The sequence below is a fragment of the Corynebacterium imitans genome (genome assembly GCF_000739455.1).
Lineage (GTDB): Bacteria > Actinomycetota > Actinomycetes > Mycobacteriales > Mycobacteriaceae > Corynebacterium > Corynebacterium imitans.
The window spans coordinates 825,145-844,304 of the sequence record NZ_CP009211.1 but is presented as its reverse complement, the minus strand read 5'-3'; the positions used below and the strand labels follow the sequence as shown (position 1 = coordinate 844,304).

Genomic DNA, 19,160 nt, shown 5'->3' with positions numbered 1-19,160 from the left:
GCAAGGTACACGCAGAAGGAAAGGACTCCCCATGGGTATCTTTGACAATCGCGTCGCGCTGGTCACAGGCGCGGGTTCCGGTATCGGCAAGGCAATCGCCCAGGACTTGGCCGCCCACGGTGCCAAGGTTGTGGCCAGCGACATCAATCTGGAGGCTGTGGAGGCAGTCGTCGCTGAAATCGAAAACCACGGCGGCACCGCCAAGGCCTTCACCCAGGATGCCTCGAGCAAGGAGGACAACGCTGCGGCGGTCGCCTTCGCGGTAGAGCACTTCGGTGCGCTGCACCTGGCGGTCAACAACGCGGGTATCGGCGACCAGGTGCCGCTCGCGGAGAAGAAGCTCGAGGACTGGGACCGCCTGATCAACCTCAACCTCAACGGCGTGGCCTACGGTTGCCACTACCAGCTCATTCAGATGCTCGCCCAAGACGACGAGGTCCCGTGCGCGATCGTGAACATGTCGTCGATCCACGGCTCGGTGGCCCGCCGGGGCGGAATCGCCGCCTACGCCGCGGCCAAGCACGGTGTAATCGGGCTGACCAAGTCCATCGCCGCTGACTACGCGGACAAGGGCATCCGTTGCACGAGCGTCGGGCCGGGCTACATTGATACCCCGCTGCTGGAGCGCCTGGGAGAAGAGAAGCGCCAGGAGCTTCGGCACCGCCACCCGCAGGATCGCCTGGGCAAGCCAGAAGAGGTCGCCGCGCTGGTGCGCTTTCTGCTCAGCGATGAGGCGTCCTTCATCAACGGCTCCTACCACCTCGTCGACGGCGGCTACACCTCCATCTAGAAAGCATTCCTGTGTCCACTACTTCACCTCAACGCGCTGCTGTCATCGGTGCCGGTTTCGCAGGCCTGGCCACCGCGGCGCTGCTCGCCCGCGAGGGCTACGACGTCACCGTCATCGAAAAGCTTGAGACCGTGGGCGGGCGCGCCGGCGAGGAAACCTACGAGGGGTTCCACTTTGACATGGGTCCCTCGTGGTATCTCATGCCGGACGCCTTCGACCACTTCTTCGCGCTCTTTGGCTACCGCACCGAAGAGCTTTTAGATCTGGTGCCGCTCGACCCGGCCTACCGCCTGTTCCCGGAAGGCCAGAACCCGATCGATGTGCCGAAAGACCCGGCGCAAACCGTCCAGCTTTTCGAGTCGATCGAGCCAGGGTCTGGGAATGAGCTCACCGAGTACCTGGATTCTGCGCAGCGGACCTATGACCTCGCGTTGCGGCACTTCCTCTACACCACCTTTTCTTCCCCTAAGGCGTTTCTCACCCCCGAGGTGCGCGCGGGCTACGGTGACCTAGCCAGGTTCCTCACCACCCCGCTCGACCGTTTCGTCGCCCGCCGCTTCCGCGACACGCGCCTGCGCCAGATGCTCACCTACCCCGCGGTCTTTTTGTCCTCGCACCCGTCGAAGACTCCTGCCCTGTACCACCTGATGAGCCACACGGATCTCACCCAGGGCGTGCGCTACCCACTCGGCGGTTTTGCCGCCGTGGTTGACGCCGTTTACCAACTCGCCCGCGAGCAGGGCGTGCGTTTCCGCCTCGGCACCGAGGTCAGCGCGATTACCTACTCAGGTTCGCGCGCCACCGGTGTGCGGGTGGGCTCAGAGCAGTTGCTTTTCGACGTCGTCGTGTCCGCCGCAGACCTCCACCACACCGAAACGCACCTTCTGCCGCCGCAGAAGCGCACCTACGACGAACCCTATTTCGGCAAACGCGATCCTGGGGTGAGCGCCGTGCTGGTGCTGTGCGGGGTGCGCGGGAAGCTGCCTCAGCTGGACCACCACAATCTGTTGTTCAGCCGCAACTGGGACACGGACTTCGACGCGGTGTTCGCGGGCCCGATCGCCGAGCGTCCGTTGGGTGCTTCGCAGTCGATTTACGTGTCGAAACCGTCTGCCACCGACCCAAGTACTGCCCCGGAAGGCGATGAGAACCTGTTCGTGCTGGTGCCTGCCCCCGCCTCGGAAGCGCTGGGGACAGGCGACGCGTATGGCACGGAGGCGTCGATAAGCGTGCAGCGCATTGCGGAGGCGGCGCTGGACCAGCTCGCCGAGTGGTGCGACATCCCGGACCTGCGCGAGCGCATCGTGGTGCAGAAAACGGTGGGGCCAGCCGACTTTGCGGCACGCTACCACGCGTGGTCCGGCGGGGCGATCGGCCCGGCGCACACGCTGCGGCAATCGGCATTCCTGCGCGGGCGCAACGCCTCGCGCAAGTTGGAGAACCTCTACTACGCCGGCGCGACGACTGTGCCCGGTGTCGGTGTGCCAATGTGCCTGATCAGCGCGGAAAATGTGCTCAAGCGACTGCGCGGTGATACAAGCTCCGGCCCACTGCGGACTGATTTTTAAGTATCGTCGGACGCATGAAACGACACATTGCAATTACCGCATCGATCGTGACCACCATCGGCCTGACCCTGGCCGGCTGCGCCGAGGACGACGCCACCGTCGCAGAAACATCCGAGTCTGCGGAGACTGCAGGGTCGGAGGCTGCTGAGTCGGCAGAAACCTCCGCAGCAGAAGATGGAGGCACCGGCGAGGCCCCCACCGAGCACAGTGAGAAAGCCCAGGAGCTCATCGCCGCGTTCAAGGAGCACTACCCGGACGCTGAAGAGACGGATCTCAACGAGCTGTACGCGCAGATGGAACAGGCCAATGAAGACATGCCCGACGAGGCAGACGTGAAGGTGGATCCGCCGGAGTGCGACTTCTCCGATGAGACTGATGAGCTGGATACACTGGCCACCGAACGCTCCTTCGGCACTCTTGTTTCCACAACCGTGGGCGGTTCGGAGCCCACCGAGGATGACATGGGGATTCCCCCGATGGATGCTACCTCTATCGACCTAGTCGTCCACGACTTCGCCAACGAGAAGGACGCCAAGACCTACCTCGAGGGCAGCGACCTGTACGGCGGCAAGTGCTCCGAGATCACCGTCACCAACGGCGAAGGCGAGGGCGCGTTTGAGGCCCACCAGACCTTCGAGAAGACCGACCTGTCCCTCGACGGCGCGGACGATTCCTTCTCCAACAACGTGACCATGGATCGCGCGCTCAGCCAGAGCGGCGGCATGCTCTTTGCTCGCTTCGGCAGCACCGTGGTGACCATTTCCACTTCTGGCCAGAACCCGGAAGAGGCCCGCCAGGCACTCGAGGACACCGTTGCGGCCCTGAATTAAGGGAAAACGGGCAGATTTGGTGCCCCCAGTGGGACTCGAACCCACACTGAATCGATTTTAAGTCGACTGCCTCTGCCGATTGGGCTATGGGGGCAACAGCCAAATATCGTACCTGCCCGCACCGCTTCATCCCGAATCGGCACCGTGTAGCCCTCTGGGTAAGGTAGTAACGCGCCCAACGGAAGAACAGACGAATGAATGTTCGACTAAAGTGCTTCCGATGTTTGCCCCGGCATTACACTCATGCCTTAAAACAAATGGGTTAATACAAGGTAGGTTGCACGATGAAGAAAAAGCTGACGTCAGTCGAGATTTGCGCAGGTGCCGGTGGTCAGGCGTTAGGCCTGGAACAGGCGGGATTCGACCACAGCGCTGTTGTAGAAATTGATGACCACGCGGTTGCAACGCTTCGCGCCAATCGTCCGGAGTGGAATGTTATCCACCAGGACGTCTTAGAGTTCGACATCTCCCCCTACATCAAAGATCTTGATTTGTTTGCTGGAGGTGTCCCCTGCCCTCCTTTTTCCATTGCCGGTAAGCAGCTCGGTCAGGACGACGAACGCGATCTTTTCCCACGCGCAATTGAGCTGATCGCCGAGGCTCACCCTAAAGCTGTCATGCTTGAAAACGTCAGGGGCTTGGCGCAGCCCCGCTTTGCGGCTTATCGAAGTCAGCTCGTCAACCAACTCGCGGATCTGGGCTACCAATCACATTGGGAACTCATCACCGCGGCCGACTATCAGGTGCCTCAGCTTCGGCCTCGTTTTATTCTCGTCGCACTCAAAGACGAGTACGCGGAATACTTCGCCTGGCCCGAACCTGTAGGCACCAGAACAACTGTGGGTGAGGCGCTTGAGCCGCTCATGGCCGAGAATGGCTGGCCTGGCGCAAAAGCCTGGGCGATGCAGGCCAACGCTATAGGCCCCACCCTCGTTGGCGGTTCGAAGAAGCACGGTGGCCCTGACGTTGGCCCGTCGCGGGCACGGGAAGCCTGGAAGAAACTCGGTGTGCGGGGCACCAGTATCGCGGAGGAACCTCCCGCCGCAGATTTCCCAACAGATCTCCAGGAGGAGCTTCCTCGCCTGACTGTAAAGATGGGCGCAGTAATCCAGGGCTTCCCTGCAGAGTGGAAGTGGGAAGGCGGCAAAACCGCCGCCTGGAAGCAAGTGGGCAATGCCTTCCCGCCGCCGGTCGCACAGGCTATTGGTACTCGCATCGCCGCTGCTTTGCAGAAAGAACCGCTATCCCAGCTCGCACCCGCGACTCCGATCATCCCCGACCTGCCGCTCCTGGAAGAGATTTCATAAATGATAGAACATCCTGCTCTAATAACGTCAGCTCGTCGCGCTTTGCACCAGGAGCTTGTTGACACAAAGACTCTCTCCATCGCGGAAAACTCTGACGGGCGCATTGCATCGAACGCCGACAAAAAACAGAAAGCCTCCTGTGTGCTTGCCCTCCACGTCGCCGAGCAACTTCACGCAGGCACCGCAAAGAAAAAGCCCGCGCAGAAACTTGGAGCTGATTTCGAACGGATCGTTGCCAAATTCCTTCAAGCAACGTTTCCACAAATGCAATCTGTCCGGCCCGGTGACTGGTCTATCCTGAACGTAGGTAGCGCACGCCGAAAGGATCACCTTGCAGCACATGAGCCATATACGCATCTCGCCAGCTTGGCCGAGGCCATATGGCTCAACCCAGACTTAGGTGCTTCTTTAGGTAACAATTACGTCATTTCCCCAGACATCTTGGTGCTCCGCGACGCTATTTCGGACGAAGTCCTAAATCGGGATCGCATCATCGTTGATGGGCAAGCTGGTTCTCTATCCCCAGTCCGCGCCGCGAACCGTGAATCTCCAGCCACACATGTCCACGCTGTCATTTCCTGCAAATGGACGATGCGCAGCGATCGATCTCAAAACACCCGCGCCGAGGCGTTGAACCTCATCAGGAACCGAAAAGGCCGCTCCCCTCACATCGTCGCGGTAACGAACGAACCGACGATGAGCAGAATAGCTAGTCTCGCGCTGGGCACCGGTGACGTGGACATGGTTTACCATGTTGCGTTAAAAGAGCTAATGGCAGCGATTGACGAAAAAGGCAGCGACGATGCCAAAGAACTGATGCACACTTTGGTTACAGGGGACCGTCTCCGAGACATCGCCGATCTTCCACTTGATCTCTCGATTTAGCCCAATGCCCCGCCAATGGCTCTTCCTGATGCCCTGCGCCCTCGGCGCACTCGGGCTCTTCCTCGCCCGCCGCGCGGGCGACGGCTCGCCCGGTTTCTTCGCCGCCACGCTCGCTACCGCCGCACTCTACGGCCTCGCCTGGTGGGTGTGGGGAAATCCTTCGGCGTTTGCCGGGCCGCGCAAGCTTAACGACGTCGCGCTCGGGATTCTATCCGGCCTCGCTTTAGCCCTAGTGTTCTTCCTCGGTGCGCTCGTCGTCGCCCGCATCCCGTTTTTGGCCGAACCCGCGACGGAGCTGCTCGCTACTCCAGAGAAAGGCGGGCTCGCTCCCACCCTCGCCGTACTCGTGCTCAACGGGGTCGGCGAGGAGCTGGTCTACCGCGACATGGTGCCCCGCCAACTCCGCCTCTTAGGCATGAGCATGAACGCCCAAGCCTGGTTTTCCACCTTGCTCTACACGCTGATCACCGTGGCGATGGGCGTGCCGCTTTTGCTCGTCGGTGCTTTCCTGCTCGGTGCGCTCGCGTTCGTGCTCGCCGCACGCACCGGCAGGTGCCTTGCCCCAATCGCAGCGCACCTGACCTGGAGTACCTCCATGGCCCTGGTGCTACCGCTGCTGCTTACTCGCTAACAGAGATCACTTTCTTCTTTTTCTGCTTCTCTGTCTGCGCAGTCCCGTTGACGTCGATGGTGTCGATGTCGAACATGCTGGAGAGGAAGTCCGCGACCCACTGCACGAGTTCGATGTCGCGCAGGTTCGGGCTGTTGATCGCCTTCGACTCGCGCGGCATGGGCACTTGCAGCGTCTTTGCCGCGGCACGGTAGTTCGCGCCGGAGTACAGGCGCTTGAGGCGCACCTGCTTCGAGTCCGGCAGCTCCACGGGGTGGAACTTGATGCGCGTGCCCTGCACCATGATGTCGGAGACGCCAGCCTTGCGTGCCTGGTGGCGCAGCCGCGCCACGGCCATGAGGCGGTCGACCTCCACCGGCATGGGCCCGAAACGGTCCACCATTTCTTCCGCCACGCGGCGCAGGTCTTCCTCCTCGCGCGCTTCGGCGAGCTTGCGGTAGATCTCCAGACGGAGGCGTTCCGCGTTGACGTAAGTGTCGGGGATGTGGGCGTCGACAGGCAGATCCACCCGGATCTCCTTCGGCCCCTGGTCGGTGCCGTCGACGGGCCCGCCGTCCAGCATGGTCTTGAAGGTCTCGACGGCCTCGCCGACCAGGCGGACGTACATGTCAAAGCCCACCCCGGCGATGTGGCCGGACTGCTCAGCGCCCAGCACGTTACCGGCGCCGCGCATCTCCAGGTCCTTCTGCGCGACGGCGATGCCCGCGCCCAAGTCGTTGTTCTGGGCGATTGTGGACAGCCGGTCGTAGGAGGTCTCGGTGAGCGTCTTTTCCTTCGGGTAGAGGAAGTAGGCGTAGCCGCGCTCGCGGGAGCGGCCGACGCGCCCGCGCAGCTGGTGCAGCTGGCTCAGTCCCATGTTCTGGGCATTTTCCACAATCAGGGTGTTCGCGTTCGCGATGTCCAGGCCGGTTTCCACGATCGTGGTACACACGAGCACGTCGTATTCTCGGTCCCAGAAGCCCTGCACCGTCTGCTCGAGCACCTGCTCGCTCATCTGCCCGTGTGCGACCACCACGCGGGCCTCGGGAACGAGCTCGCGCAAGTTCCGCGCCGTCTTCTCGATGTCGGAGACCTTGTTGTGAATGTAGAAGACCTGCCCATCCCGCAACAGCTCACGACGGATCGCCGCAGCCACCTGCTTGTCCTCCTGCGGCCCCACATACGTCAGCACCGGGTGACGGTCCTCGGGCGGAGTCGTGATCGAGGTCATCTCGCGGATCCCGGTCAGGCTCATCTCCAGGGTGCGCGGGATCGGGGTCGCGGTCATGGTGAGCACGTCCACGTGGCTCTTGAGCGCCTTGATGTGCTCCTTATGCTCCACGCCGAAGCGCTGCTCCTCGTCCACGATGATCAGGCCGAGGTCTTTCCAGTGCACTCCGGTGGCAAGCAGGCGGTGCGTGCCAATCACCACGTCGACGGAGCCGTCCGCCAGCCCGTCGGTAATCTCCTTGGCCTCCTTGGCGGAGGTGAAGCGGGACAGCTCGCGCACCGTCACACCGAAGTTTTCCATCCGCTCGGCGAAGGTGGTGTAGTGCTGCTGTGCCAGGAGGGTGGTCGGCACGAGCACGGCGACCTGTTTGCCGCCTTGTACTGCCTTGAATGCGGCGCGGACTGCTACCTCCGTCTTGCCGAAGCCGACGTCGCCGACGATGACGCGGTCCATCGGCGTCGGCTTTTCCATGTCGTCCTTGACTGCCTCGATGGCGGCAAGCTGGTCCTCGGTTTCCACAAACGGGAAGGCGTCTTCCATCTCCTGCTGCCAGGGAGTATCAGGCGAAAAGGCATGGCCCGGCGCGGCTTGGCGCTTGGCGTAGAGCTCGATGAGCTCGCCGGCGATCTCGCGCACGGCGGCGCGGGCCTTGCGCTTGGTGTTCTTCCAGTCCGAGCCGCCCATTTTGCTCAGGTGCGGCTTTTCTCCGCCGGTGTATTTGCTCAACAGGTCGAGCGATTCCATGGGTACCCAGAGCTGGTCGCCGGGCTGGCCGCGTTTGGCCGCCTGGTATTCCAGGACGATGTACTCGCGGCGCGAGTCCTCGTCGCCGGTTTTGATGGTGCGCTCGGCCATCTTCACAAACTTGCCGATGCCGTGGGTGTCGTGCACCACGAAGTCGCCCGGGGTCAATGCCAACGGATCGACGCGGTTGCGCCTGCGCGGGGCGCGTCGCTTCGCACCGGCAATGTCGCCGACGCGGTTACCGGTGACGTCGGTCTCCGTGACCACCACGAGGTTGGGGCCGGGAAAGACCACACCGGCGTGGCTGAGCGCCTGGTAGAGGGTGACCGCGCCCTCGACGGGTTCGAGCCCGTCGGTGGCGATCCGGGCAGAGACCCCGTGCTCGCGCAGCCGCTCTGCGGTGCGCTCGATCGTGCCCTTGGCGGGTGCGACAAAAGCGACTTTGCCGTGGTTTGCCTGCACGTGCAGCTTCAACGTGGCGTAGAGCTGCTCAATCGCCTGCGGGTCGCCTTTCGGCGCAGGCGCGGGTTCGAACTCCAGGGGCAACGTCTCCGCGTCGTCAGCGGTGAACATGCCGGGCGGGGCGAAGGTCCACCAGGCGTTACCTGCGTTTCGCGCTGAAACTTCGAGCGACTCATAAGAACGGAACGACGACGCAGAAACATCAAGGCCCTCGACGGCGAGCGGGCCCTCGGCTCCCATGGCGGCGGCCTCCCAGCCAGCTTCGAGGAATTCCCGGTCGGTAGCTTCCAGGTCGGCGATGCGGGAGCGTACCTTCTCCGGCGAGGTCACCAGGCAGATGGAGCCGGAGGGCATCAGCTCCGGCAAGACCGAATACGGCTTGTCGGTCAGCGCGGGGATGAGCGCTTCCATCCCGTCGGCGTGCATGCCCTCGGACACGCGGGTGAGCAGCTGCACCAGGGTGGGGTTGGAGGGGAATTTCCGGGCGAGGGCGTCGGCTTTTTCGGACACGGTGGCGTCGATAAGCAACTGCCTGGCGGGGAAGATTTCGACGAGCTCGGTCTCTTCGATGGTGCGCTGGTCCGCGACCGCGAAGCTGCGGATATCGGTGACCTCATCGCCCCAAAACTCGATGCGCACCGGGTGCTCGGCGGTGGTTGGGAAGACATCGATGATGCCGCCGCGGGTGGCGAAGTCCCCGCGCTTGGACACCATGTCGACGTGCTCGTAGGCGTAGTGGGAAATCTGCTCGGTGAGCTTACCGAAGTCGTACTCGTGGTCGCGCTCGATGCGGATCGGTGCGATCTTCGGCAGCACCGGCTGGCAGGCGGCGCGGGCGGCGGCGACGATCACCTGCGGCATCTCCCACAGCACCTTGGCGCGGCGGCCCACCACATCGGGCGCGGGCGACAGACGCTCGTGCGGCAGCGTCTCGTAGGCCGGGAACTGCGCGACCTTGTCCGGGCCCAACAGGGCAGCGAGCTCGGCGGAAAGGTCCTCCGCCTCGTGGCCGGTGGCGGTGACCACCAACAGCGGTACCTCGCGCGCGAGCGCACCGGCGGCCCAGGCGCGAACCTGGTCGATCCCGGTCACGTGCAGCGTGTCCATCCCGATGTTGGCCACCAGTCCCTTGAGCTTGGGATCGGTCAGCGCCATAGTGAGCAGCCCGCCGAGGGCAGGTGCCGAAGAGACAGTATTTGGCATGTACTTAGTCGTCCTTACTTCCCGTATTCGCCTCGAGTTCAAAAGGCACGATGTGCGGCTGTGCTTCCAGGCCGCGCAGCCCGTTCCAACACATGTTGGCAATGTGCGCGGCCGTTTCGTACTTATCGGGCTGCCGCTTATCCAGCCACCACAGGGCGGTATTGGACACCGTGCCAACGAGTGCCTGCCCGTACAACATGGCCACCGACGCATCTAATCCACGCTGCGTAAACGCCTGCTCCAACAGCGCGGAGACCTGCGAGGTCACGCGGTTGAGTAGCGTGGCGTACGAAGGCTTCTCCCCCGGCGGCTGCCCACGCGCGATAATGATAAACCCGTCGGTTTCCTCTTCGACGTAGGTCAAGACGGCGACCACGCCCTTCTCAATCCGCTCGCGCCAACGGCCGTGCTGGATCACCGTGAAAATACGATCCTCCAGCTTGGCCATCTCTTGCTCAATGACCGCCCGATACAGGCCTTCCTTCCCACCGAAGTGCTCGTAGATGGCGGGCTTGGATACCTCCGCGCGTGCGGCGAGCTCCTCGACTGAAATACCATCGAGGCCACGCTCCGCAAACGCGGCGCAACCGACGTGGATGAGTTGGTCCCGACGCTGCGCGCCGGTCATTCGCTGACGAGCCATGCCTTCAAGCTTACGTACCGCGAGCCACGGCCTGGTATTTAAGGTTTTGGCAACCATGCGCTAGAATCGGTGCCTGCTGTTCCCCATGGTGTAATCGGCAACACTACGGTTTTTGGTACCGTCATTCTAGGTTCGAGTCCTGGTGGGGAAGCAACTGCCCGGCCCGCGTTTATGCAGGCCGGGTTTCGTTCATATTTCAGGGTGGGACTAAACTGTCACCGGTTTGTCACCTGCCAGGAAGGTTCGCTGTATATGCCCCGCCCTATTCACAGCTCAACCAAGTACGTTCCCGCACTGGACGGCATCCGCTCTATCGCGGTGCTGCTAGTGATCGCGTACCACCTCAACCTTCCTGGCTTTGGCGGCGGGCTGCTCGGCGTCGGCGTGTTCTTCACGCTTTCCGGATACCTCATCACCCTGAATTTGATGAACTCGCACCTGCGCCACGGCACCTTAAAGCTACGCACCTTTTGGGTTCGCCGCTTCCGCCGGCTTGCGCCCGCCATGCTCACCACCGTGCTTGCGGTGCTCATCCTGAGCGTGGCTTTCGACGCCACCAACCTACGCACCCGCGCCTTCGAGGCCCTCAGCTCGGTCGTCTACCTGAACAACTGGCACAACATCACCACGGGCACCTCCTACTTCGACCGCTTCAACGGGCCCGGCCCTTTGGACCACATGTGGTCTTTGTCCATTGAGGAGCAGTTCTATCTCCTCTGGCCGCTGGTGTTCTGGGCGCTGCTCAAGATCTTCCGCCGCCCGTGGCTCGTAGCAGCCGCGACGACGGTGCTCGCCGGGGCCTCTTTTGTCTGGATGTGGGTGCTCGCCCAGCCCGAGGTAGACCCGACCCGCGTGTACGAGGGCACCGATACGCGCGCCGGCGGCCTGCTGCTCGGCGCGGTGCTGGCCATCATCGTCGCTTCTCGACGCCACGAGAACAAGAAGGTCGCCACCTCCCCCATCGCCGGCACGCTGGTCGGCGCGGTGGGCTTCGGCGGCATCTTCGCGCTGAGCATGCTCGTCGCGCAGGAGAACATGTTCCTGTACAAGGGCGGGATCCTGCTGCTGAATGTGGCCACCGTCCTGGCGATCTACTCCGTGTTGGGCGCGCGCGGGCCGTGGACCGCCATCTTGAGCTGGGAGCCACTGCGCTGGATCGGCGAGCGCTCCTACGGCATCTACCTGTGGCACATGCCGGTGATCTACTTCATGCCGCAGACCTGGCTCACTGAGCACCTCTTCTGGGCCTCGGTGCTGGCCATCGGTCTGTCGGTGGTGCTCGCCGCGTTGAGCTGGACGCTTTTTGAAAACCCGATCCGCCGCCACGGCGTGTTCGGCCCACTGAAGCACTACAAGAAGCAGCCGCTCCAGGCGCTGCGTCCGGCCTCGCTCGGTTCGATGGTCACCCTGATCAGCGTGATTTCCATCGGGATCACCGCCCTGTTTGCCCAACAAGGCAGCACCCCACAACAGCCCGCGATGGCACTGCCCGCCGAGGCCCAAAGCGGCGGCAGCCGCGAACGCACGCAGGAAGAAGAAACGACCGCCGAGGAGGCACCTGCCGCGTCCTGGGAGAACCAGGACGCAGACACCACCATGGCGTGCAAACAGGTCATTCACGTCGGCGATTCCACCTCGATCGGCATGTTTGATCCGGGCCAGCTGCCCGAGGGCGCAGAAACGGCCATCGACCGCTATCTAGATGCCGGGGCAGACAGCGTGGAAACCAGCGTTTTCGGTGCCCGCGCCACGAACCAGGGCTTCAACGGCAACGGCGAAAACTACCCTTCCGCCATCGAGTCGGTCCAGGAGCTTTTGAACATGGGTGCGGCTGACGAAGGCACCTGCTGGGTCATCGCCACCGGCGTCAACGATGCGGCGAACGCGGACGCGGCGCGCTCCTACGGTTACGACCCGACAGGCGAGCTCGAGGAGAACATCCGCAAGATGCTCGAGCTTCTCGACGGCTACCGCGTCATGTGGCCCACCGCCGCCACCGGCAGCCCATCGAACTCCTACTACGCCAACGAGAACATGGAGGAGTTCAACGAGGCGCTGCGCAAGGTAGCCAAGGAGCGCCACGACGTCGTTGTCTACGACTGGGCCGCGGAGGCGCGTGCCAACTTGGGCTGGTTCCTCGCGGGTGACGAGGTGCACTACAACGCCGAGGGCAACGACGTGCGCGGTATCCGCTTCGCCGCTGCCCTTGCCCACGCCTTCCCCGCCGGCGTCGAGACCGCGGACATCCCGAAGGAAGCCGAGGTTAGCTCTGAGGGGCCGAAGTAGGGATTCTGAACTGCCCCATCATGCCTTCATCTTCGTGGAAGAGCATGTGGCAGTGGTACATGAACGCGTAGTCGTCGTTGCGGTGCATCGGGATATCCACTCCTAAACGCACCGTTGACAAGGGCGGCACGTAGATAGTGTCGTGCCAGCCCTCGCGGAACTTCACCTCGCCGTTCTCGACGTCGAGCACGCGGAAGCGGGCGTTGTGGATGTGGAAGTTGTGCGGCCAATCCGCATTTTCGTTCGTCACCGTCCACAGCTCGGGGCCGGCCTGCGTCTTTTCAAAATCGATGCGCTCCATGTCCATGGACTGCTCGTTGATTTGGAAGCCGTTGAGCCGGAACTCGCGCTCGGCTACCCAGTCGGTGCCCTTATCCTCCGCGCTTACCAGCCGCTCCGGTAGCGCGCCGTCACTCTCCGGCGCGCTGCCCACAATCTCCAGCAGGTCGAAGACGTCGCTCAATCCGAAGCCGTTGGCCACCTCTTCATCCGGGAGTCCGCCACGGTCGTCCACGCCGATGCTGCGCAGCATCAGCTCGCTGTCGGGTTCCACGTCCACGATCACCTCGGCGCGCTCCCCCGGGCTGAGCAGAATGGCATCGACCTCAACCGGGTGTTCCACAAGCCCCTGGTCGGTGGCAATCACGTGGAAAGGCACACCAAGGCTCAGGTTGTGGAAGCGCATGGTTGCGCCGTTGACCAGGCGCAACCGCAGCTTGCCCGCCGGTGCCTCGAACCGCGGTTTGGTGATCCCGTTGACCACGGGGGTATCCCCGAGCAAGCCGTAAGTGGGGTCGATCGTTTCATCGAGTTGTCCGTCATCGGTGAACTTTGCGTCCGTGAGCACGACCGGAATGTCATCGATCCCATAGGTATTCGGCAGCCCAAGCGCATCCGTCTCATCATCCGCCACGACAATCCCGCCCGCCAACCCCCGGTAGGCGTGCAGCCCGGATACCCCGTGCGGGTGGGGGTGGTACCACAGTGTTGCCGCGTCTTGGTCCACCTTCCACGTCGGCGACCACTCCTTCCCCGGCGGGAAAACAAGCGCGGGGCCGCCGTCCGCGTCCGCCGCCAGGTGCATGCCGTGCCAGTGCACCACCGTCGGCTCGCTCACCTTGTTGCGCACCGTCATGTTGATGGTCTCGCCCTTGCGCATGTACAGCGTCGGGCCGAGGAAGTCGCCGTTGAAGCCCCAGGTTGTGCTTTGGACACCAGGCAGAATCTCGTGGGTGCCCTCCTGCGCCGTCAGCTCGAAGGTGCGCGTGGAGCCGTCCAGCTCGCCCTCATATAACGGCGGGATGGGCAGCGGCCGTGCCTCTTCATCAGCGCCGCGCGGCTTTGGCTGGTTACTCGTTGCGCAGGCCGCGAGCACCGCCCCCGCGCTCAGCACTACTCCTTTAAAAAATGTGCGTCGGGACAATCCGCGTGCCATGCGTTACCTCCTGCTTGCCTGCGGGTTTGGTGCGCCTAATACGCGCAGCCATGTCACCCCAACCCTACTATTTGGGGCTATGAGCACCTCCCCAGATTCCGCTATGCCGCACCAGGAGCACAACGCCCGCCGCTTCATCTGGTCGAACGGCCTGCAGGGCATCGGCGATCAGATCGTCGCCGCCAAAACAGTCCTGCCCTGGCTCTTTACCGCCGCAGGCGTCCCGGCGGCTTTCACCTCGCTGCTCGTCCCGATCCGCGAATCCGGCTCGATGCTCCCACAAGCCGCGCTCACCCCCTGGGTTACCGCGCAGGCGGAACGCAAGCGCGCCTGGCTCATCGGCTCCTGGGGCCAAGCAATCTCGGCCGCCCTCATCGCGCTCAGTGCCATGCTTTTCGACGGTCCACTTCTCGGCGTCCTCGTCCTTGCCCTCCTCGCCGCGCTCTCGGTTTTCCGCGCCCTGTGCTCCATCGCAGGCAAGGATGTCCAGGGACGCACCATCGCGAAGGGCACCCGCGGGCTGATCACGGGCCGAGCCACGGCACTCTCGGGAGCATTCACACTGGCGATTGGCCTGCTGTTGTCCTTTTTGCCGAACGACCTGCCGCGTTGGGCGATCGTGGTACTGCTCGCCGTGGGCGCTTCCACGTGGGCCTTTGCCTCCCTCGTCTTTAGCACCATCAAGGAACCGGCTGAGGAACCCTCCCCGAAGAACAAAGAGAATTGGGCCAAGCAGACCTACGACCTGGTCAAGGGCGACAGGCAGCTGCAGAAGTTCCTCGTGGTGCGCTCACTCATGCTGGTCACCGCGCTGTCCACCCCGTTTATCGTGGTGCTCGCGCAGGAAGAAGGCGCGGACTTATCCAGCCTGGGCGCGTTCATCATCGCCTCCGGCGGCGCTGCGCTGGTCGGCGGGCGCATCTCCGGTGTCTTCTCGGATCGTTCTTCAAAATCGACGATGGCGTGGGCGGCCGGGGTGGCGTCGACAAGCTTGCTCCTGCTCGTGGCGAGTGCCAACTTCCTGCCTGCCGCGGCCAACGCGTGGATCATGCCGATCGGCTTCTTCGTGGTCAACCTCGCGCACACCGCGGTGCGCGTGAGCCGCAAGACCTACCTGGTGGATATGGCTGATGGCGACCGCCGCACCCTCATTACGGGCGCCGCGAACACCGTGATGGGTGTCGTGCTGCTGCTTGTCGGCGCGCTCTCTTCGGCCATCTCCGTGTTCGGACCGCAGATCACGCTTATCTTCTTGGCTATTGTCGGTTTCATCGGCGTCGCCTCTGCCGCAAGCCTCAAAGACGTCTCCCGCGGCACCGCATAGCGGCCGATACGTTAACGTAAGAAGACATCTGCCCCCCTGTAGTGAATCAAAGGAGCTAAGCGTGGCCAACCACTCTCAGCGCGCCGTCGTCGTTCTCGCGGCCGGCGCTGGTACCCGGATGAAGTCGACGAAGCAGAAGACGCTGCACGAGATCGGCGGGCGCAGCCTGCTGTCGCACTCGCTGCACGCGGCCGCTTCCGTCGAGCCTGCGCACGTCGTGGCCGTGGTGGGCCACCAGCGCGACCAGGTCGGTCCCGCAGTTGATGCGATCGCTGAAGAGATGAACATCCAGATCCTGCAGGCAGTGCAGGAGGAGCAAAACGGCACCGGCCACGCGGTGCAGTGCGGCTTGAGCGCAATCCCCGACTTCGACGGCACCGTGGTGGTGACCAACGGCGACGTCCCTCTACTGCAGCCAGAAACTATCGATGCGCTGATTGCCGAGCACGAGCAGGCGCACGCCGCCGTGACCGTGCTGTCTCTCGAGTTTGCCAACCCAACCGGCTATGGCCGCATCATCCGCGACGAGGCGGGCAACGTCCGCGAGATCGTGGAGGAAAAGGACGCTAACGATGAGCAGAAGCGCGTCAAAGAAGTCAACTCCGGCGTCTTCGCCTTCGACGGCGCAGTCCTGCGCGACGCGCTGACCCGCATCAACTCCGATAACGCACAGGGCGAGCTCTACATCACCGATGTGCTCGGCATCGCCCGCGGCGACGGCAAGAAGGTCGCCGCCTTCATCGCTCCCGACGCCCGCGAGCTCGCCGGGGTCAACGACCGCGTGCAGCTGGCCGCGGCCGGCAAGGAGCTCAACCGCCGACTTGTGGAGAAGGCGATGCGCGGCGGCGCCACCGTCATCGACCCGGACACCACGTGGATCGGGGTGGACGTGGAGATCGGCCAGGACGTGACCATCTACCCCAACACCCAACTGTGGGGTTCCACCGTTATCGGGGATCGCGCCGAGATCGGCCCGGACACCACCCTGACCGACATGGAAGTACACGCGGGTGCGAAGGTCGTGCGTACCCAGGGCGAACTCGGCGTCATCGGCGAGGACGCCACCGTCGGCCCCTTCACCTACATCCGCCCGGGCACCGAACTGGGTGCGCGCGGCAAGCTCGGCGGCTTCGTCGAGTCCAAGAACGCCAAGATCGGCGAGGGCTCCAAGGTCCCGCACCTGACCTACATTGGCGACGCAACCGTGGGCCGCGAGTCCAACATCGGCGCCTCCTCCGTTTTTGCCAACTACGACGGAGTGAACAAGCACCACACCACGATCGGCGACTACTGCCGTACCGGCTCTGACACCATGTTCGTCGCTCCGGTCACCATCGGTGATGGCGCCTATACCGCCGCGGGTACAGTAGTGACTGAAGATGTCCCGTCTGGCGCGCTCGCCATCAAGGAGGGCCGCCAGCGCAACATCGAGGGTTGGGTGGAAAAGCGCCGCCCCGGAACCGACGCTGCGGAAGCGGCGAAAAACGCACGCGAGAACTAAAGGATCGCAATGACTGGATACTCTACTGAAAGCCACAAGGACCTCAAGGTCTTTTCTGGTCGCGCACACACGGCACTTGCTGAGCAGGTTGCCGAGGAGCTCGGTATCGAGCTGGTGCCCACCACCGCCCGTGATTTCGCCAACGGCGAGATCTTCATCCGCTTCGAGGAGTCTGTCCGCGGTGCCGACTGCTTTGTCATGCAGTCGCACGCGCAGCCGCTGAACAAGTGGCTCATGGAGCAGCTCATCATGATTGACGCGCTCAAGCGTGGCTCTGCGAAGCGTATTACCGCGATCCTGCCTTTCTACCCCTACGCTCGCCAGGACAAGAAGCACCGCGGCCGCGAGCCGATTTCGGCCCGCCTCATCGCGGACCTGCTCACTGCAGCCGGCGCGGACCGCATTGTCTCGGTGGATCTGCACACCGACCAGATCCAGGGCTTCTTCGACGGCCCGGTCGACCACATGCACGCTCAGCCGATCCTGGTGGACTACATCACGTCCAAGTACTCGCTGGACAACCTGGTCGTGGTCTCCCCCGACGCAGGCCGCGTGAAGACTGCGGAGAAGTGGGCCAACGCGATGGGCGACGCCCCGATGGCGTTCGTGCACAAGACCCGCGACATCGACGCTGCCAACAAGGTGGTCTCCAACCGCGTCGTCGGCGACGTGGCGGGCAAGGACTGCGTGCTGATGGACGACATGATTGATACCGGCGGCACCATCGCCGGCGCGGTCGGCGTGCTGAAGGAGGCGGGCGCAAAGTCCGTCGTCATCGCTTGTACCCACGGTGTGTTCTCCGACCCGGCGCGCGAGCGCCTGAGCGAGTGCGGCGCGGAGGAAGTCATCACCACCGATACCCTGCCGCAGTCCACGGAGGGTTGGAAGAACCTCACGGTGCTTTCCATCGCCCCGCTGTTGGCGAAGACGATCCGCGAGATCTTCGAAAACGGCTCGGTGACCACCCTCTTCGAGGGTCAGGCCTAGCTTGAGTGAACCAGTCGACCCGTCAGTCGATGATGGTGGTCTCAAACGTGGCGTGAAGACACGCCACATGCTCATGATCGCCATGGGCTCATCCATCGGCACCGGGCTGTTCCTTGGCTCCGCGGAATCGATCAACTATGCCGGCCCCGCGGTACTGCTCGGCTTTGTCATCGTCGGCGCGATCGTCTATCTGCTCATGCGGATGCTGGGCGAGATGGCCGTGGCCCACCCGGTCTCCGGCTCCTTTGCCGCCTACGCGCGCGATTTCATTGGCCCGCGGGCCGGCTTTATCGTGGGCTGGAACTGGTGGTTTACCACCATCGTGGTGGGTATGATCGAGCTCACTGCGATGGGGACTTTCCTGGACTTTTGGTTTCCGGAGATTCCCCACTGGCTCACCGCGCTCGTTACTTTGGCCATTGTGGTGCTCATCAACGCCGCCCGCGTCAGCGTGTTCGCCGAGGCCGAGTATTGGCTTTCCCTGATCAAAGTTGTCGCACTGAGCCTGATGATCATCTTAGGGATTGTGCTCGTGCTCGGTCTCGGCCCCGAGCCTGCGGTGGGTACGGAAAACTTGTTTATCCACGGCGGCTTCTTCCCCAACGGTGCAACGGGTGTGCTCTTCTCGCTCGTCGCCGTGACCTTTACGTTCGGCGGCATCATGTCGATCGGCACCGCCGCTGGCGAGGCTGAAAACCCATCAACCACCATCCCGCGCGCGGTCAACTCCGTCATCTGGCGCATCCTGCTGTTCTACCTGGGCGGCATGAGCGTGATTCTGCTGCTCGCGCCGTGGGATGAGCAGGGCGATTCCGCTAGCCCGTTCGTCCGCGTGCTCACCGCCGTGGGCGTTGACGGCGCGGCGCATGTGCTCAACCTGGTCATCCTGGTCGCGGTGGCATCGGTGTGCAACACCATGACGTATTCGGGCAGCCGCATGCTGCGCGACTTGGCGCGCAACGGCCAGGCCCCGGAGTTCTTCGGAGCAACCACAAAGAAGGGGCTCCCACTTCGCGCGCTGCTTTTCGACGCCGCGCTCATGGGCACCGTCGTCATCCTCAATTATTTCTTTGAGGGGAAGGTCTTCGCGATTCTCCTGGCGATCATCGTGGGCTCTGAGCTGATCACGTGGGCGTCGATAAGCTTTGCGCACCTGCGCTTCCGGGCGAATGGCGGCCGCTCGAGCTTCATGGCACCGTTCTACCCTTATGCCAACTGGCTCTGCGCCGGTTTTTATGTCCTGGTGCTCGTGCTCATGGCGTTTCTACCTGACTACCGGGTCGGCCTCGGTGCGCTCATCGCGTGGGTCGTTGGTCTGAGCATTATTGGGGCGACGCGGAAACAGTCGGCCTAA

Annotated in this window: 14 protein-coding genes and 1 tRNA gene; 11 read left to right on the top strand and 4 right to left on the bottom strand. The window is 63.3% G+C overall.

Annotation, left to right across the window (positions count from 1 at the left end):
* Window positions 1-31: 31 nt before the first annotated feature.
* The 3 genes from CIMIT_RS03850 to CIMIT_RS03840 are packed head-to-tail and all read left to right on the top strand — an operon-like array spanning window position 32 to window position 3,188.
* Entirely contained in the window at window positions 32-790 is a 759-nt protein-coding gene (locus tag CIMIT_RS03850; protein WP_038589420.1) for an SDR family NAD(P)-dependent oxidoreductase, read from the top strand.
* An 11-nt stretch (window positions 791-801) separates the two neighbouring features.
* Window positions 802-2,358, top strand: coding sequence for a phytoene desaturase family protein (gene crtI / locus CIMIT_RS03845; RefSeq protein WP_038589410.1), 1,557 nt, complete (start codon window positions 802-804; stop codon window positions 2,356-2,358).
* A gap of 14 nt (window positions 2,359-2,372) precedes the next feature.
* Window positions 2,373-3,188 (top strand): hypothetical protein, encoded by an 816-nt coding sequence (locus CIMIT_RS03840; RefSeq protein WP_038589407.1) that lies wholly within the window; start codon window positions 2,373-2,375, stop codon window positions 3,186-3,188.
* Between the two features lie 17 nt (window positions 3,189-3,205).
* On the opposite strand, the gene CIMIT_RS03835 is transcribed toward CIMIT_RS03840, so the two are convergent.
* Window positions 3,206-3,282 (bottom strand) — tRNA-Leu (locus CIMIT_RS03835).
* A gap of 190 nt (window positions 3,283-3,472) precedes the next feature.
* On the opposite strand from CIMIT_RS03835, the gene CIMIT_RS03830 reads away from it, so the two are divergent.
* From CIMIT_RS03830 to CIMIT_RS03820, 3 genes are read left to right on the top strand one after another with little or no spacing between them, the layout of a single operon-like run.
* Window positions 3,473-4,495: a DNA cytosine methyltransferase gene (locus CIMIT_RS03830; RefSeq protein ID WP_038589404.1), complete on the top strand. Its 1,023-nt coding sequence runs from the start codon at window positions 3,473-3,475 to the stop codon at window positions 4,493-4,495.
* A 42-nt stretch (window positions 4,496-4,537) separates the two neighbouring features.
* Complete coding sequence (locus CIMIT_RS03825) at window positions 4,538-5,380, top strand: NgoMIV family type II restriction endonuclease (RefSeq protein ID WP_236620832.1); 843 nt, start codon at window positions 4,538-4,540, stop codon at window positions 5,378-5,380.
* Between the two features lie 4 nt (window positions 5,381-5,384).
* A complete protein-coding gene (locus CIMIT_RS03820; protein ID WP_038589397.1) occupies window positions 5,385-6,011 on the top strand; it encodes a CPBP family intramembrane glutamic endopeptidase in 627 nt (208 codons plus the stop codon).
* On the opposite strand, the gene mfd is transcribed toward CIMIT_RS03820, so the two are convergent.
* Window positions 6,001-9,630: a transcription-repair coupling factor gene (gene mfd / locus CIMIT_RS03815; RefSeq protein WP_038589394.1), complete on the bottom strand. Its 3,630-nt coding sequence runs from the start codon at window positions 9,628-9,630 to the stop codon at window positions 6,001-6,003. The two genes, CIMIT_RS03820 and mfd, sit on opposite strands and share 11 nt — an antisense overlap.
* Before the next feature lie 4 nt (window positions 9,631-9,634).
* Window positions 9,635-10,273 (bottom strand): TetR/AcrR family transcriptional regulator, encoded by a 639-nt coding sequence (locus CIMIT_RS03810; RefSeq protein WP_038593950.1) that lies wholly within the window; start codon window positions 10,271-10,273, stop codon window positions 9,635-9,637.
* 252 nt (window positions 10,274-10,525) lie between these two features.
* Here CIMIT_RS03810 and CIMIT_RS03800 point away from each other — a divergent pair, with 252 nt between their 5' ends.
* Window positions 10,526-12,559, top strand: coding sequence for an acyltransferase family protein (locus tag CIMIT_RS03800; RefSeq protein WP_051904774.1), 2,034 nt, complete (start codon window positions 10,526-10,528; stop codon window positions 12,557-12,559).
* On the opposite strand, the gene CIMIT_RS03795 is transcribed toward CIMIT_RS03800, so the two are convergent.
* Entirely contained in the window at window positions 12,537-13,952 is a 1,416-nt protein-coding gene (locus tag CIMIT_RS03795) for a multicopper oxidase family protein (RefSeq protein ID WP_231910338.1), read from the bottom strand. The two genes, CIMIT_RS03800 and CIMIT_RS03795, sit on opposite strands and share 23 nt — an antisense overlap.
* Before the next feature lie 121 nt (window positions 13,953-14,073).
* On the opposite strand from CIMIT_RS03795, the gene CIMIT_RS03790 reads away from it, so the two are divergent.
* From CIMIT_RS03790 to CIMIT_RS03775, 4 genes are all read left to right on the top strand, one after another.
* Window positions 14,074-15,318 carry an MFS transporter gene (locus CIMIT_RS03790; RefSeq protein WP_038589388.1) on the top strand — a complete coding sequence of 415 codons (1,245 nt, stop codon included), beginning with the start codon at window positions 14,074-14,076 and terminating at the stop codon, window positions 15,316-15,318.
* A 61-nt stretch (window positions 15,319-15,379) separates the two neighbouring features.
* Entirely contained in the window at window positions 15,380-16,819 is a 1,440-nt protein-coding gene (gene glmU / locus CIMIT_RS03785) for a bifunctional UDP-N-acetylglucosamine diphosphorylase/glucosamine-1-phosphate N-acetyltransferase GlmU (RefSeq protein WP_038589386.1), read from the top strand.
* 9 nt (window positions 16,820-16,828) lie between these two features.
* Window positions 16,829-17,806: a ribose-phosphate diphosphokinase gene (locus CIMIT_RS03780; protein WP_038589383.1), complete on the top strand. Its 978-nt coding sequence runs from the start codon at window positions 16,829-16,831 to the stop codon at window positions 17,804-17,806.
* A 1-nt stretch (window position 17,807) separates the two neighbouring features.
* Window positions 17,808-19,160 carry an amino acid permease gene (locus CIMIT_RS03775; RefSeq protein ID WP_051904773.1) on the top strand — a complete coding sequence of 451 codons (1,353 nt, stop codon included), beginning with the start codon at window positions 17,808-17,810 and terminating at the stop codon, window positions 19,158-19,160.

What these genes read in the sequence shown, in the direction of transcription:
- CIMIT_RS03850 (WP_038589420.1), top strand. Translation starts at nt 32, where the DNA reads ATGGGTATCTTTGACAATCGCGTCGCGCTGGTCACAGGCGCGGGTTCC.
- CIMIT_RS03840 (WP_038589407.1), top strand. Translation starts at nt 2,373, where the DNA reads ATGAAACGACACATTGCAATTACCGCATCGATCGTGACCACCATCGGC.
- CIMIT_RS03830 (WP_038589404.1), top strand. Translation starts at nt 3,473, where the DNA reads ATGAAGAAAAAGCTGACGTCAGTCGAGATTTGCGCAGGTGCCGGTGGT.
- CIMIT_RS03820 (WP_038589397.1), top strand. Translation starts at nt 5,385, where the DNA reads ATGCCCCGCCAATGGCTCTTCCTGATGCCCTGCGCCCTCGGCGCACTC.
- mfd (WP_038589394.1), bottom strand. Translation starts at nt 9,630, where the DNA reads ATGCCAAATACTGTCTCTTCGGCACCTGCCCTCGGCGGGCTGCTCACT.
- CIMIT_RS03810 (WP_038593950.1), bottom strand. Translation starts at nt 10,273, where the DNA reads ATGGCTCGTCAGCGAATGACCGGCGCGCAGCGTCGGGACCAACTCATC.
- CIMIT_RS03800 (WP_051904774.1), top strand. Translation starts at nt 10,526, where the DNA reads ATGCCCCGCCCTATTCACAGCTCAACCAAGTACGTTCCCGCACTGGAC.
- CIMIT_RS03790 (WP_038589388.1), top strand. Translation starts at nt 14,074, where the DNA reads ATGAGCACCTCCCCAGATTCCGCTATGCCGCACCAGGAGCACAACGCC.
- CIMIT_RS03780 (WP_038589383.1), top strand. Translation starts at nt 16,829, where the DNA reads ATGACTGGATACTCTACTGAAAGCCACAAGGACCTCAAGGTCTTTTCT.